Genomic DNA, 14,045 nt, shown 5'->3' on the forward strand with positions numbered 1-14,045 from the left:
CGCACGGCTATTCATTACTTTGCACATATACTACGACGGATTTCGTTGTTTAGATAAAAAGTGTGAAATATGATGTATAAAAAATCTAGAGTTTTCCTTAGCTGTGCAGCAGCTCTCTCCATTGCTACACCTGCCATTGCACAAGAAGAGTCAATTGAACGTATTGAAGTGACTGGCTCAAAAATTAAACGCCTTGATTTAGAATCGGCAAGCCCAGTCACTGTTATTGAAGCTGCCGATATTGCTATGTCAGGCTTATCTAATGTTGAAGAATTGTTGCAAGAACTTACCGTATCGGCGGGCCCTGCGGGTAATGCCACCAACGCCTATTGGACAAGTAATGGTTATGCCACCGCGCAAATTAACTTACGCGGCTTAGGTATCAAACGTACTTTAACTTTGCTTAATGGTCGTCGCCTCGTTGCTGGCGGTACTGGTGCCAATGACAGCCCAGATTTAAACATGATCCCTGTGGCACTCATTGAGCGTATTGAAGTGCTTACCGATGGTGCTTCTGCCATTTACGGTGCTGATGCCGTTGCTGGCGTGGTTAATATTATCACTAAGCAGTTTTTTTCTGGTGGCGAGTTCTCTGCTAAAGGCGGTATGACAGCTGAAGGTGATGGTAAAAACAAAGAAGCTAACTTGTTGTTAGGTGGTAACTTTGATCGTGGTAATGCTATTTTAAACATTAACTATGTTGATAATGGCAGCGTTTTACAATCTGCCCGTAATACTTGTCCGTTAACCGAAGAAGATGGCAAGCTGGAGTGTTTTTATTCAGGCCGTACTATAGGTGGTCGAGCTAGTTTAGCTGATGGCTCTGAAGTGCAATTTAACCAAGATCCTAATGGTGATGGTAATAGTTATGAAGCCTACAGCAATGCTAAACATGGCTATAACTGGTTTGAATCGTTAAATTCTTATAGCCCAATGAAGCGCTTGAATATCGCCTCTATGCTTAATTACGATATTAATGATGATGTTAAGCTTTCAGCTGAAGTGATTTATGCCAATCGACAATCTAGCCAAATAGTGACGCCGCGTAGTTTCAAAAATATCAGCGTTAGTAAAGACTTTGTTTATAACCCGACAGGGCAAGATCTCGTGCTGAAAAGCCGCCGAAATGTTGAAGTGGCGGATCCAGAATTTTATCAAGAAACCAATACCTTGCAGTCTAGCCTAGCGCTAACAGGTGTCTTGCCAAATGATTGGTCATGGCTGTTAAGTTACAGCTACGGGCGTAATACCGGCATTGATGGCTGGAGTTACGATATGAATGATGAGCGGGTAGAACAAACCTTAGATGCTTCAGTGTGTAGTGTGGCTGCTGATGCCGCTATTCCTTGTGGTGATTATTTTGGCGCTTATGAGCTATCACCCCAGGTACTTGATTACGTAACCTACCAACGTGAAGGCAGCGGTGGTAACGAAATGCAAGCATTTCAAGCTCAGCTTAATGGTGATTTGATGGCGTTAAGTGATGGCTACTTATCTTTTGCTGCAGGCGTTGAGCATAGAAAAGAGCAAGGCTGGCGAACACCTGATGCTATTGCGCATTTAAATGGTGAAGAAGACCCAATTTCAGGTAGTTATGATGTAAATGAAGCTTTTGTTGAGTTTGCTGTTCCTATCATTAGTGATAAAGCGTGGGCAAAAAGCTTACATGCAGAAGTAGCGCTACGTTATTCGGATTACTCAACCTTTGGCTCAGATACCACTCATAAACTTGGCTTAACGTGGCAAGTTACTGATAATTTTATGTTACGCTCGGTAAAATCAACCGCGTTTAGAACGCCAACTATCACAGAGCTTTTTGGTGGCACTAATACCGAAAACCTTATCACTATTGACCCTTGTGATGGCGCTACAGGTACTATTTTAAAAAATTGCCTCGCAGATGGCGTGCCAGCTGACTTTGCTCAACAAGGTTCAACCATTAAAACAGGTGTCGGTGGTAACCCAGAAGTAGAGCCAGAAACGGCTGATACCTTTACCTTAGGTATGGTGTGGCAAGCTGGCTTTGCGGAAGATTTATCAATTACCTTAGATTACTTTGATATTGAAATTGATAATGCCATTAACTCGGTTGCAGGCTCAAATATGTTGCGTTTATGTTATAGCGATCCGGTAGCCTATCAGGCCTATTGTAATAATTTTCAGCGTGATCCAGTAAACAAACAAGTCACCTCATTGTTAAAGCGTCCAATGAATGCTGCTAGCGAAGAAGTTGCTGGTGTTGATGTTAATGTCAGTTATAAGGCGCAGTTTGATTCGGTATTATTTGGAGCAAACTGGAATACCACACATTTACTTACCCATGAGAATACTGCTTTTGCCGGCGCGGAAACAGAAGAGCTACTGGGTAAAATCACTGCAGATCGTGGTAGCTTCGCCGAGTGGAAATCAAACCTTAACTTAACGGCAAGTTTTGATGTTTGGCAATTCGCTTATAGTATTCGCTACATTGGTGAAGCGGATGATGAAAACGGTGGTGGTCCAATTGGTCGTTCTGTACCGAGCGTTACTTATCATGATATACAGCTGAAATGGAGCTACTCTGATAGCTTATACCTTTCAGCGGGCATAGATAATTTATTTGATAAAGAACCGCCATATTTAACTTCTTGGAATGATGCCAATACTGATGTATTTACTTATGACACGGTTGGTCAACGCGGTTATGTATCACTGAATTATCAGTTTTAACTAGTAATGATTGACAGTGTAAAGAAAAGCCAGTGCACTTAGCACTGGCTTTTCATTAAATGCGGTAGCTATCAAGTTTATCAAAGGTACTTTTGATGGGGCTTGAGCTTAAGTCAGTTTTGATGGGCAGTAAGTGTAGTACGGTGGCTATAGCGTCAATAACCGCAAAAATAAGTAGTAGTGGGTAAGCACCAGTGAGGCTATATTGAATCAAGGTCAGAGAGAAAGCCAACCTTAAGTAGCCTTCAAATCGGCCTAAGTGAATATTATTAGCATGTTGCCAGCGCCAATAAGCCCAGCCTACACCTAATATTCCTAACATCTGAATAAACATAAGATCGATTAGCTGGGGTTCAAGCCAATATTGACCACCTAAAAGTACATTAATATGGGCAAGCGTGGCAATATGCAGTTCGTTGGCAAGCGGGATAGTCATAGGTAATAAAGCGATCACATCATAGATACAAAAAGTTCTAATCATGCGACGGTAATTGCGTTTGTCTAACATAAAGCGTCCTGAAGTTTAAGTGATAATAAAATTGCTATTAATGTTGCCGCTTACGCTGGTGCTAATATGAGCTTGGCCCAATCTTTCTTTAAGCGTCTTTCACCATTAAACTTCATCATATTTCTTACTAAAATTTGCCCCACTTTCGAGCGACTGAGTTGAATTGCCTTCAAACGTTGCTCTCCTGCCATTTGCACCGACTTAACACGGGAAAATCGTCTTACTTGGTATGAATTTAGAGCCGATGGCACGTTATCACAGTTGGCTAAGCAGTCGGCTAATACTACAGAGTCTTCTAGCGCGATTGCTGCCCCTTGTGGTTGTGTTGGTATTAAGGTGTGAGCTGCATTGCCAATTAATACCGTATTGTGATGAACCCAGCTATTCATATTAAGGCTTTTATATGGTGTGATAGGGCTCAGTTGGCTATTGCTATCTATACGTCGTAAAACATCGGCTAATTTTCCTTTAAAATGACCAAAGAGTTGGTTAATTAATGGGAGTGCTTGTTTATGCTCTTTTATAAGTGATTGATTAAAAACAAATGGGCAATATAGTAGATTGTTATCAATTGGTAGTAATGATGCTGCGCGGCCTTTACCAATAAAGTAGTTTGCCTGAAGCATAGTTACAGGCTTAGGTAGGATCAACTGTGTACAGTAAAGACCACTGTCAACAAGACTAGATTGCTTAAAGAATTCCTGACGTACATAGGAGTTGATGCCATCAGCAGCAATCACTAAATCGTAATCTTTACGCTCGCCATTGGTAAAAGTAACCTGTGTAGTTTGGCTTTTGGTTTTTATTTCCGCTATAGCGAGATTAAATTGAATAGCGTTTTCTGGTAGCCAGTCTGCCAATGAGTTAAGTATCTGTGCTTTATGCACAGATAAAAATTCGGCACTTTCCGGGAAGTGCTTGTTTTTGGAGAAATCCATTAATAGGCGATTTTTTTCGTCGCGATATTGAATGCTATTGACAATAAAAGCTTGTTCTTTCAGTTGTGCGTATATGCCTAGTTCTTTACTTGCTTCGACAGCATTCGAGGTGAGTAGTAGGCCTAAAGCCTCAGAGCTTAGCTGAGAGTGCTTTTCAATAATGTCAGCGTTTAGCCCTTTAAGTTTTAATGCTAGATATGTTGCTAAGCCGGCAATACCTGCGCCGACAATCAGTATTCGACTATGATGACAAATCATAAAAACGTCCAATGTTAATAAAACTTATTTACCTGAATAGGTTAGCAAAGAGCAGCAATAACTCGGTAGACTTTACAAAGCCCAAAAACTGTCTAAAAAGTCAATTCATTAATAGCTTTAGTTTGGGTATACTGTATAAAATCCACTGTAAGGTTTTGTATTGATGAAATTTTCTCCTTCTTTATCATCTTCGAACATCATTGTTAATATGCTGATTGAATCGTCAAAAAAACTAAATTTACCTATTGAAAGCTTATTAGCATTACTGCCAAATGAAAGCCGGCAAAGTGCTAGCGAAAAAGTGAGGTTGCCGTTAGATGCCATTACAACCGCTTGGCAATGGTTTACCGAGCATGGTCAAGATGAAAATATTGGTTTACGTTTAGCGGATGCGACACCGCTTACTTCCCAGACTATGCTGACATATTTGGTGATGAGCTGTAAAACCTTTGAAGATGTTATGGATGCTATTGTTAAATATCAATGGTTTATTTGTGATAGTAGCGCAATTAGCGTTAAAAAAGTTGCGCAAGAGTGTCATATGGAGTTTGAGTTTTCTGTGTGCACGAATCAAGAATTTAGGCACCAGGCGGAATATGCCATGTTATTGATTCATCATTGGCTACAAGATTTACTTGGTCGGGCTTGGCATATCAAAGAGGTTAACTTCACCCACCCTGAGCCTGACGATATTACGATGCATAAAGCGCTTTTTGACAGTAAACTGAAATTCTCTGCACAAAAAAATGTTTTAAAGTTTGATACTAGCTTGTTATCGCACTCAATTCGCTATGCAAATGAAGAACTTAATTCTATTTTGCAAGCCCAGGCAAAAAGCTTGAAATCCTATATTGCTCAAAGAGAAGTGGTTGTGGCTGCTGGCCAGTTTATTAAAGCGCAGCTGAGTTCAGGTCATGTTGTTTTAGAAGATGTCGCGCAACATTGTCAGCTTTCTGCCAGGCAGTTAAAGGACTTACTTGAGCAGCAAGGGACAAATTTTAGAGAACTAGTAGAGCAAGAAAAGATAGCGCTAGCACAAAACTTGTTGGCAGATAATGAACTAAGTATTGCTCAGGTCAGTGATGCTTGTGGCTTTGCTGAGCCGAGTATTTTTAATCGTGCTGTTAAACGTTGGTTTGCTGTCACACCGAGTCAACTTCGTCAGCGCTTAAAAGAAGAAGTGTGCTAGCACACTTCTTTAAGTGGATTTGTATATATCTTTACTTAACTGTAATGGTAATTTTTTCAGAAACCACAGCTGGGCTATGTGGTATATGCATATGATCACCTAAGATTAGCTGTAAAGTGTGCTCACCTTTAGGTAATGTTAATTGGGTTTCAGTTTGTCCGCCGCCAAAGTGCTTAACATCACTGCCTAATGGGCGATCTAACGGTGGTAACTCTTTGGCATCAACTAATAAATGATGATGGCCTGTGTGTTTCTTTTTCAAGCCAGCAGGTGAAACGCCCATGTTCTTTAAGCCAAACTTTACCGTAAAAGTTTCACTGACAGTGGCGCCATCTTTTGGTGAAATAATATAAGCTTGCGCTGATTCTGGTGCTACTGATTGTGGCATGCTGGTTTTATGGTTGTCATAAGCAAAAGCGGCAGGACTAAGTGCGATTGATAATAGGGCTAGTTTGGCGTATTTGTACATTGAATAACTCCTTGCAAGTATTTTGGCTCCGTCATAGAGCATTTATTATTAAGCGCTAAAGGTAGCGGGGTAACGGCTAGCTGTCAATTTTAAGGCTAGCTTTATCGCTACTAAAAAATAAAGTTTATTAAGAAAACTTTCACTATTAATTTCATCTGACTGGTTGAACAGTTGCTAGATACTAGTATTACTCGCTTATGTTTTTTTGTTATTTGCAGCTGTAATTTTTCTTTAAAAAAAGTTTAATAATACGCTGGTAATCACAGCCAATTCTGATAATCTCTTAGCTCGTTATTTTCAGTTGATTACTTTTTACCCAATCAAGAATGACGCGGATAATACTTTTTATCCACACTAAATAAAAATAAAAAAAATAAGTACCGAAGGACATAGGTACATGTATTTTTCTAACTAAATCATAGTGATAAAACAAAATAAGCAAAATAGAGTTAAAATCTATTTTGGCGATTTTTTGTGCCTGTTCACAAGGTTATCCACAGGCAGGCTTAATAAAGCAAGCGAAGAAAGTGGTGGCAGACCCTGCTTTGTGGCATGCTTATCACTTCTAGTCATTTTTAATAAATTTAGCTCTCTCTTATGTCAAATTCAGCAAACCTATCACCGCTTATTTTAGTTGACGGTTCTTCTTATTTATTCAGGGCATATCACGTTCCTTACTTGCAGGCGTTATCAACGGCCAGTGGCCAGCCAACCGGGGCAATTACGGGTGTACTTAATATGATCCGCAGCTTAAAAAAAGATTACCCAAACGGTAATGTTGTGGTGGTATTTGATGCTAAAGGTAAAACCTTTAGAAGTGATATGTACCCAGAGTACAAAGCAAATAGGCCACCCATGCCGGATGATTTACGTAGCCAAATTGCACCGCTGCATGAAATTATTGAAGCCATGGGCTTGCCTTTACTGGTTGTGCCTGGCGTAGAAGCTGATGATGTTATTGGCACACTAGCAAAACAAGCCAGTGAGCAAGGTATAGAAACGGTTATTTCAACTGGTGATAAGGACATGGCGCAATTAGTCACAGAGCATGTTCGCTTGATCAACACTATGACTAATGTAGAACTTGATGTTGACGGTGTTATTGAGAAGTTTGGCGTTAAACCTGAGCAAATTATTGATTATTTAGCGTTAATGGGTGACAAAGTCGATAACATACCAGGTGTTGTAAAATGTGGCCCTAAAACCGCAGTAAAGTGGCTGACAGAGCATGGCACGCTTGAAGGTGTGATTGCTAATGCCGACAAAGTTAAAGGCAAAATAGGTGAGAATCTACGTGATGCCCTTGAGCAGTTGCCCTTGTCTTATCAATTAGCGACCATTAAATGTGATGTAGAGCTTGAGCAAACTGCTGAGCAACTGCAACCAACAGCAGCTGATGTTGAAAAGTTGACTGAGCTATATCAGACCTTTGAATTACGACGCTTATTAGCTGAGCTAACAGGGAGTTCTGATTCTGAGCCACAAGAAACAAGTAAAGCTAAACCAAAACAAGCAAAAGCAAGTACTAGTGATGAAGTGATAGTACAGGCAGTTGAGGTTAGCGAAACTCAATACCAGATTATTTATAATCAAGACGAATTTCTAACCTGGCTAGCTAAATTGAAAGAATCAAAACGTTTTGCCTTTGATACTGAAACCACCAGTATTGATTACATGCAAGCGGAATTGGTTGGTTTATCTTTTGCTTGCGAACCAGGCAAGGCGGCTTATGTGCCGGTTGCTCATGATTATGTTGGCGCACCAGAGCAATTATCACGTGATTGGGTGTTAGCACAGTTAAAGCCACTATTAGAAAGTACTGAAATATTAAAAATAGGTCAGAACCTTAAATACGATATTAATGTATTAAGTCATTATGATATTGAGGTTCAAGGTATTGCCTTTGATACTATGATTGAGTCTTATTGCTTTAACAGTATTGCCACGCGCCACAATATGGATGCGTTAGCAGAGAAGTATTTAGATCATAAAACCGTTCACTTTGAAGATATTGCAGGTAAAGGCGCGAAACAACTTACCTTTAATCAAATTGATATTGAAAAAGCAGGACACTATGCCGCAGAAGATGCTGATATTACCTTAAGGTTACACTTAGCTTTATTCCCTGCCCTTGAGCAATTATCAGAGCAATTAGCGGTATTTAATGACATTGAAATGCCTTTACTGCCAGTGTTAGCACGTATGGAACAAGGTGGCGTATTAATTGATAGCGATTTATTGGCAGAGCAAAGCCAAAGCCTAGGGCAAAGATTAGCTGCGTTAGAAATTGAAGCACATAACCTTGCTGGACAAAGCTTTAACCTAAGTTCGCCTAAGCAGTTGCAAAAAATTCTCTTTGAAGATTTAAAGATTCCGGTCATCAAAAAAACGCCTAAAGGGGCGCCATCAACTGCTGAAGAAGTGTTGCAAGAGTTGGCGTTAGACTACCCATTACCGAAAGTGATATTGGAGAATCGTGGTTTAAGTAAATTGAAGTCTACTTATACCGACAAACTGCCATTAATGGTTAGCAGCAGAAGTGGTCGCTTACATACTTCTTATCATCAAGCAGTTACTGCGACAGGGCGTTTATCGTCGACAGAGCCAAATTTACAAAATATTCCAATTCGTAGCGAACAAGGGCGAAAAATTCGTCAAGCCTTTATCGCGCCAAAAGATCATAAGATAGTGGCGATAGATTACTCGCAAATTGAATTGCGCATTATGGCGCATTTATCTAATGATAAAGGGCTAGTGACAGCCTTTAGTGAAGGTAAAGATATCCATAAAGCCACCGCGGCGGAAATTTTTGCTGTGCCGCTAGATCAAGTAACTAGCGAACAACGTCGTAGCGCTAAAGCGATTAACTTTGGTTTGATTTATGGTATGTCAGCTTTTGGTTTAGCTAAGCAATTACATATAGGTCGTAATCAAGCGCAAGAATATATGGACATGTACTTTAAGCGCTATCCGGGTGTTTTGACTTATATGGAAGAAACGCGTGAACAGGCGAGTAGTCAAGGTTACGTAGAAACCATTTATGGTAGACGTTTATATTTACCTGATATTAATGCCCGCAATGGTATGCGTAAAAAGGCCGCAGAGCGTGCTGCTATCAATGCCCCAATGCAAGGTACAGCGGCTGATATTATTAAGAAAGCTATGCTAGCAGTTGATACTTGGTTACAAGAGCAAGCAGACGATAGAATAAAAATGACCATGCAAGTGCATGATGAACTTATCTTTGAAATTCATCAAGATATAGTGGAAGAGACCACGCAAAAGCTGGTTGAATTAATGAATAACGCTGCTGAGCTTAGCGTGCCTTTAATTGCTGAGGCAGGCATGGGTGATAATTGGGATGAAGCACATTAACCTTCAAATTATTTGAAACTAAATTGTACAATTAATGGTCATATATAATGCGTGGTGGTTTTCCCGATTACATCGCGTGTTTCATGTTTGGCTGCTGCACTTATTCTCGGAGAGGAATAACGTGGGCAGCCTTTTTTTATCTTCAGTTTTTACCATGCTAGAAGTCGAGTTCGCAGCCACTACCTAAGTTAACTATGCGATCTGTTTCACCACTTTGTTTAAATTCAATTAAAGCTAAATTGATATCATCAAGCAAGGTATGCCAGTTAGGGTATTTATTGCTGACAGCATAATATAAGTGATTGTATTTTAACGCAGGTTTTACTTGTTCTACGCCGTTAAGCAGCGCCTGTTTATTACGGTTAGAAAGCTCTGAGTAATTAACGCTGAAATTAAACACTTCTGGATCGCCAACAATTAAGCGCACACGTTTGGCCACTAATAACTTCATTAGTTGCAATTCATCAACAGCATCTATGGTAGAAAACTGGTCGCTGTCCATCATGGCATCAAATTCTGGTGTATTTTGATAGCCACGAACAACGCCAATCATTTTCCCTTTCAGGTTGCTTAAATTAGGCTCTAACTGGAAGGGATCGCCTTTACGTTTTAATAAGGCTAATTCACCGCCAGTAAAGCGATTAGATAGCGCTAATAACTCGCGGCGCTTTTTCCCTTGAATAACATCAGATGGTGCTGAACTCTCAATAAAGTATTCAGGAAATAAAATATCCATATCGCCTTGCTCGACAAGTTTTACCGAACGAGCCCATGGGAAAAAGTGAATATTGACCTGATAACCTTTGCTAACTAACAGTGCTACGGTTAGCTGAAATACCCAGCCCTTATTACAGACTTCTTCACTAATATAAGGCGGCCAATTTAATGTTGCCAGATTAAGTACTTTGTTAGAGTCAGCGTTAAAACGATAGCCTTGTGCGGTTTTTTCTCCTAAGACGGTGTATTCAGTGCCATCCTTAAAATAACTGACCTTGAGGCTAGTTTCGTTTGCTAAGCTCGGGCTAGATATTAAGTAGATGAGTAAATAGATAGCTAAGATAAGCCTCATTTTAATCACCCTATTCCGTTAGTTTATTACTGAGGGTAAGTAGTTTCATTTAAGTGCTCTTAAAATAAAGCTAATAATATTTAACTATAGCCTTAAGCATTTATTTCGCCAAAATACTGGCTTAGTTATAGTAAGCACGATTTAGCTAAGCATTAGAATACTGCTCTTTATTGCCTAGCCAGCGTTGGATTAAGGCTTGTGCCGTTTGTGGCTGTTGGCGCGCAAGTAAATAAGCCTTCTGCTGAATATCACTAATCAGGTAGCCATCTCTGACCAAATCGGCAATTTTTAGCTCAGCTAAGCCTGTTTGTCTTGTACCTAGTAGCTCGCCTGGTCCGCGTATTTCTAAGTCTTTCTCGGCAATAACAAAGCCATCATTACTTTCCCTAAGTACAGCCAAGCGCTTAGTGGCGGTTTTTGAAAGTGGTGCTTTATACATAAGCACACAATGCGAGGCGATAGAGCCACGACCAACCCGACCACGTAACTGGTGTAATTGGGCTAATCCTAAGCGCTCAGGGTTTTCAATCACCATTAAACTGGAATTAGGCACATCAACACCAACTTCGATAACCGTTGTCGCGACAAGTAAGTGTAAGTCGCCTTGTTTAAAGGCATCCATAATTTCTTGCTTTTCCGCCGGCTTCATACGCCCATGTACTAAGCCAACCTTTAATTCTGCCAGTTGTGCTTGTAAGTACTGCGCGGTATCTTCGGCGGCTTGGCACTGTAGCACTTCCGACTCTTCAATCAGCGTACACACCCAGTAAGCTTGGCGATTATCTTCACTGCATGCTTGTCTAATACGTTCGATAACATCATCACGGCGGCTATCTGGTAGCGCTATGGTATTGATAGGCGTTCGACCCGGTGGTAATTCATCTATTACCGAGGTATCTAAGTCAGCATATGCTGTCATGGCTAAGGTACGCGGAATAGGCGTAGCTGTCATGATAAGTTGGTGCGGATAGTAATTATCAAAAACGCCCTTTTCTCTTAGCGATAAGCGTTGATGAACACCAAATTTATGCTGCTCATCAATAATAATTAATACCAGCTTATGAAAGCTAACATCATCTTGAAATAGTGCGTGCGTGCCAATCACCATTTGCATTTCACCGCTGGCGATACGTGTAAGTGCTTCTCTTCTTGCTTTAGCCTTGGTTTTGCCAGCTAACCAACCAACGTTAATATCTAATGGTTGTAACCAATTTTGAAAATTAATGGCGTGTTGCTCTGCTAATATTTCTGTCGGCGCCATTAAGGCCACTTGATAACCTTGGCTAATTGCAGTTAATGCCGCTAAGGCGGCAACTAAGGTTTTACCTGAGCCGACATCACCTTGTACTAAACGCATCATAGGGTGGTTTTTAGCTAGATCGGCTTTTATTTCCTTCACCACACGTGATTGCGCACCCGTTGGTGAAAAGGGTAATGAGTCTAAAAAGGCTTGGGTAATTTTATCATCGCCATGTAAAGCAAGGGCATCATGCACATCACTGTTTTGCCTTAGCTTTTGCATACTTAAATTATGGGCGAGCAACTCTTCTTTTATTAAACGTAGTTGTGCTGGGTGCTTACCTTGCTCTAGTTGCTCAACTGAAGTATCAGGCGGTGGCCTGTGAATGATAGTTAAAGCATCACTTAAGCTATAAGGCTCATCGAAAAGGTGTGCAGGTAGTAGCTCATCAACTTGCCCGCGCTGTAATCTTACTAATGCTTGCTCGGTTAAGCTGCGCAGTGATACTTGTCTTAAACCATCGGTACTTGGGTAGACAGGGGTTAAGGTTTCTTCTACTGGCGTTAATGGATTGTCTTGATCAAGCGCTTTATATTCAGGGTGAACAATTTGATAGCCCCTTGGACCACGTTTTATTTCACCGTAACAGCGAATCGCTTTGCCTAAACTAAGGTTATTCTTTTGACTAGCGGTAAAGCTAAAGAAACACAGTTGAATGCTGCCAGTACCATCGTTGACGGTAACCACTAACATACGGCGCTTGCCTTGAGTCACCTGATTGCTGGTGACTTCACCAATGATATTAGTTGACATACCGGGCAATAAATCCCGTATGGTGGTAACACGGGTTTTATCTTCGTATCTTAGTGGTAGATGAAAGAGTAGATCTTGAACAGAGTGTAAGCCAATTTTATCAAGTTTAGCCGCCAAACTTGGGCCAACCCCTTTAAGGCTAGTTAAAGCAATTTGTGATAACTTGGTTAACGCCTCTGTTGCCATAAAATTGAATTTACCTGCTTAGTCGTCAATATGTTGCCAAGCATCTTTATTCATTTGCATTTTTTGCCACCAAGCTTCGTCGGCAACAATTTGGCCGTTTTCATCTATGGCAGGGTAAGGCAAGCCCTTACGTTGACAGGCTTCAGCAAAGATAGGGTGACCACCTTCAAATAATACCCGTTGACGGCGCTCTTCACTCAGGCTTGGTTTGTCATACATGCCAGCAAGTTGTCGTTGTCTTTGCGCTTCATATAGAACCACGGAACAGGCAACGGAAACGTTTAATGATTGCACCATGCCAACCATAGGGATAATGATATCTTGATCTGCTAATGCTAACGCTTCTTTTGAGGCGCCAAACTTTTCTTGCCCTAAAATGATAGCGGTAGGCTTAGTGTAATCAATTTCTTTAAAGTCAACGGCGGTATCTGATAGGTTGGTTACCAGTACTTGCATGCCTTGGGCTTTTAATGCTGCGATGGCATCGGCTGTGTTGTGATAGTTGTGAACATCAATCCAATTTTGACTACCGGCAGCACTGCCGCCGCGTACTTCCATTTCTTCACTTTTCCACACCGCATGAACATCACTAACACCTATGGCGTCACAGGTACGAACAACGGCAGCTAGGTTATGGTGTTTATGAACGCCTTCCATACAAACGGTTAAATCTGGCTGGCGTTTATCTAGCATAGTATTAATGCGTTCAAGTCTTTCTGGTGTCATGACAGTAATCTTTTAAAAATAAGAGCAGTTAATATTCTAAATGAATGATATTTAGGCAAAGCCGTCAAACTTTGAGTCCATGAGCTTATCTGTATAAGTGAATAGGACGAAAAGTGACGACAATGCAGCGTAAATTTTATTCAAAACGAATATTTTAGTTTACGCTAGGCAATTCCATTACACCGTCAATTTCAATATCAACGTCTTTTGGTAATTTAGAAATTTGAATAGCAGCACGTGCTGGGTATGGCTGTTCAAAGTACTTAGACATGATTTCATTGACGGTGGCAAAGTTGCTTAAGTCAGTCATAAAAATGTTTACTTTAACCATGTCGTTGATGTTACCACCAGCTGCTTCACATACTGCAGATAGATTTTTAAATACTTGCTCAGTTTGCTCAGCAAAGCCACCTTCAACGACTTCCATAGTTTCAGGCACAAGTGGAATTTGACCTGATAGATATACGGTGTTGTTTACTTTTACTGCTTGGCTGTATGTACCAATGGCGCTTGGCGCTTTGTCTGTTGAAATAATGCTTTTCATAGTAATTCCTACTGCTTGTTG

At 40.7% G+C, this 14,045-nt stretch carries 10 protein-coding genes; 3 read left to right on the forward strand and 7 right to left on the reverse strand.

Features of this window, described 5'->3' with window-relative positions:
- Positions 1 to 69 precede the first annotated feature (69 nt).
- Positions 70 to 2,709 carry a TonB-dependent receptor gene (locus EMK97_RS11855; protein ID WP_246028775.1) on the forward strand — a complete coding sequence of 880 codons (2,640 nt, stop codon included), beginning with the start codon at positions 70 to 72 and terminating at the stop codon, positions 2,707 to 2,709.
- Between the two features lie 55 nt (positions 2,710 to 2,764).
- Here EMK97_RS11855 and EMK97_RS11860 read toward each other — a convergent pair whose 3' ends face one another.
- Together EMK97_RS11860 and EMK97_RS11865 are read right to left on the reverse strand one after the other, a co-directional pair.
- Positions 2,765 to 3,217 (reverse strand): hypothetical protein, encoded by a 453-nt coding sequence (locus EMK97_RS11860; RefSeq protein ID WP_130602432.1) that lies wholly within the window; start codon positions 3,215 to 3,217, stop codon positions 2,765 to 2,767.
- 50 nt (positions 3,218 to 3,267) lie between these two features.
- On the reverse strand, positions 3,268 to 4,413 hold the full coding sequence (locus tag EMK97_RS11865; protein ID WP_130602434.1) for an FAD-dependent monooxygenase: 1,146 nt from the start codon (positions 4,411 to 4,413) through the stop codon (positions 3,268 to 3,270).
- A 163-nt stretch (positions 4,414 to 4,576) separates the two neighbouring features.
- On the opposite strand from EMK97_RS11865, the gene EMK97_RS11870 reads away from it, so the two are divergent.
- Positions 4,577 to 5,602, forward strand: a complete 1,026-nt coding sequence (locus EMK97_RS11870) for an AraC family transcriptional regulator (protein WP_130602436.1) — start codon at positions 4,577 to 4,579, stop codon at positions 5,600 to 5,602.
- A 31-nt stretch (positions 5,603 to 5,633) separates the two neighbouring features.
- Here EMK97_RS11870 and EMK97_RS11875 read toward each other — a convergent pair whose 3' ends face one another.
- Positions 5,634 to 6,071, reverse strand: a complete 438-nt coding sequence (locus EMK97_RS11875) for a DUF4399 domain-containing protein (protein ID WP_130602438.1) — start codon at positions 6,069 to 6,071, stop codon at positions 5,634 to 5,636.
- A 597-nt stretch (positions 6,072 to 6,668) separates the two neighbouring features.
- Between EMK97_RS11875 and polA the strand changes: the two genes are divergently transcribed.
- Positions 6,669 to 9,446, forward strand: coding sequence for a DNA polymerase I (polA, locus tag EMK97_RS11880; RefSeq protein WP_130602440.1), 2,778 nt, complete (start codon positions 6,669 to 6,671; stop codon positions 9,444 to 9,446).
- A gap of 157 nt (positions 9,447 to 9,603) precedes the next feature.
- Here the strand turns inward: polA and EMK97_RS11885 are convergent, their stop codons facing one another.
- The 4 genes from EMK97_RS11885 to EMK97_RS11900 all read right to left on the reverse strand — a co-directional run bounded on the left by EMK97_RS11885 (position 9,604) and on the right by EMK97_RS11900 (position 14,024).
- Positions 9,604 to 10,515 carry a substrate-binding periplasmic protein gene (locus EMK97_RS11885; RefSeq protein ID WP_130602442.1) on the reverse strand — a complete coding sequence of 304 codons (912 nt, stop codon included), beginning with the start codon at positions 10,513 to 10,515 and terminating at the stop codon, positions 9,604 to 9,606.
- A 145-nt stretch (positions 10,516 to 10,660) separates the two neighbouring features.
- On the reverse strand, positions 10,661 to 12,754 hold the full coding sequence (recG, locus tag EMK97_RS11890; protein ID WP_130602444.1) for an ATP-dependent DNA helicase RecG: 2,094 nt from the start codon (positions 12,752 to 12,754) through the stop codon (positions 10,661 to 10,663).
- An 18-nt stretch (positions 12,755 to 12,772) separates the two neighbouring features.
- Positions 12,773 to 13,480 (reverse strand): tRNA (guanosine(18)-2'-O)-methyltransferase TrmH, encoded by a 708-nt coding sequence (gene trmH, locus EMK97_RS11895; RefSeq protein WP_130602446.1) that lies wholly within the window; start codon positions 13,478 to 13,480, stop codon positions 12,773 to 12,775.
- Between the two features lie 154 nt (positions 13,481 to 13,634).
- Positions 13,635 to 14,024, reverse strand: a complete 390-nt coding sequence (locus EMK97_RS11900) for a RidA family protein (protein WP_130602448.1) — start codon at positions 14,022 to 14,024, stop codon at positions 13,635 to 13,637.
- Positions 14,025 to 14,045: the final 21 nt, after the last annotated feature.

The sequence above is a fragment of the Litorilituus sediminis genome, assembly GCF_004295665.1.
Taxonomy (GTDB): domain Bacteria; phylum Pseudomonadota; class Gammaproteobacteria; order Enterobacterales; family Alteromonadaceae; genus Colwellia; species Colwellia sediminis.

Excerpts from the sequence above, each read along its gene's own strand:
- trmH (WP_130602446.1), bottom strand. The coding sequence starts at position 13,480 with ATGACACCAGAAAGACTTGAACGCATTAATACTATGCTAGATAAACGC.
- EMK97_RS11865 (WP_130602434.1), bottom strand. The coding sequence starts at position 4,413 with ATGATTTGTCATCATAGTCGAATACTGATTGTCGGCGCAGGTATTGCC.
- recG (WP_130602444.1), bottom strand. The coding sequence starts at position 12,754 with ATGGCAACAGAGGCGTTAACCAAGTTATCACAAATTGCTTTAACTAGC.
- EMK97_RS11870 (WP_130602436.1), top strand. The coding sequence starts at position 4,577 with ATGAAATTTTCTCCTTCTTTATCATCTTCGAACATCATTGTTAATATG.
- EMK97_RS11860 (WP_130602432.1), bottom strand. The coding sequence starts at position 3,217 with ATGTTAGACAAACGCAATTACCGTCGCATGATTAGAACTTTTTGTATC.
- EMK97_RS11900 (WP_130602448.1), bottom strand. The coding sequence starts at position 14,024 with ATGAAAAGCATTATTTCAACAGACAAAGCGCCAAGCGCCATTGGTACA.
- EMK97_RS11855 (WP_246028775.1), top strand. The coding sequence starts at position 70 with ATGATGTATAAAAAATCTAGAGTTTTCCTTAGCTGTGCAGCAGCTCTC.
- polA (WP_130602440.1), top strand. The coding sequence starts at position 6,669 with ATGTCAAATTCAGCAAACCTATCACCGCTTATTTTAGTTGACGGTTCT.
- EMK97_RS11875 (WP_130602438.1), bottom strand. The coding sequence starts at position 6,071 with ATGTACAAATACGCCAAACTAGCCCTATTATCAATCGCACTTAGTCCT.
- EMK97_RS11885 (WP_130602442.1), bottom strand. The coding sequence starts at position 10,515 with ATGAGGCTTATCTTAGCTATCTATTTACTCATCTACTTAATATCTAGC.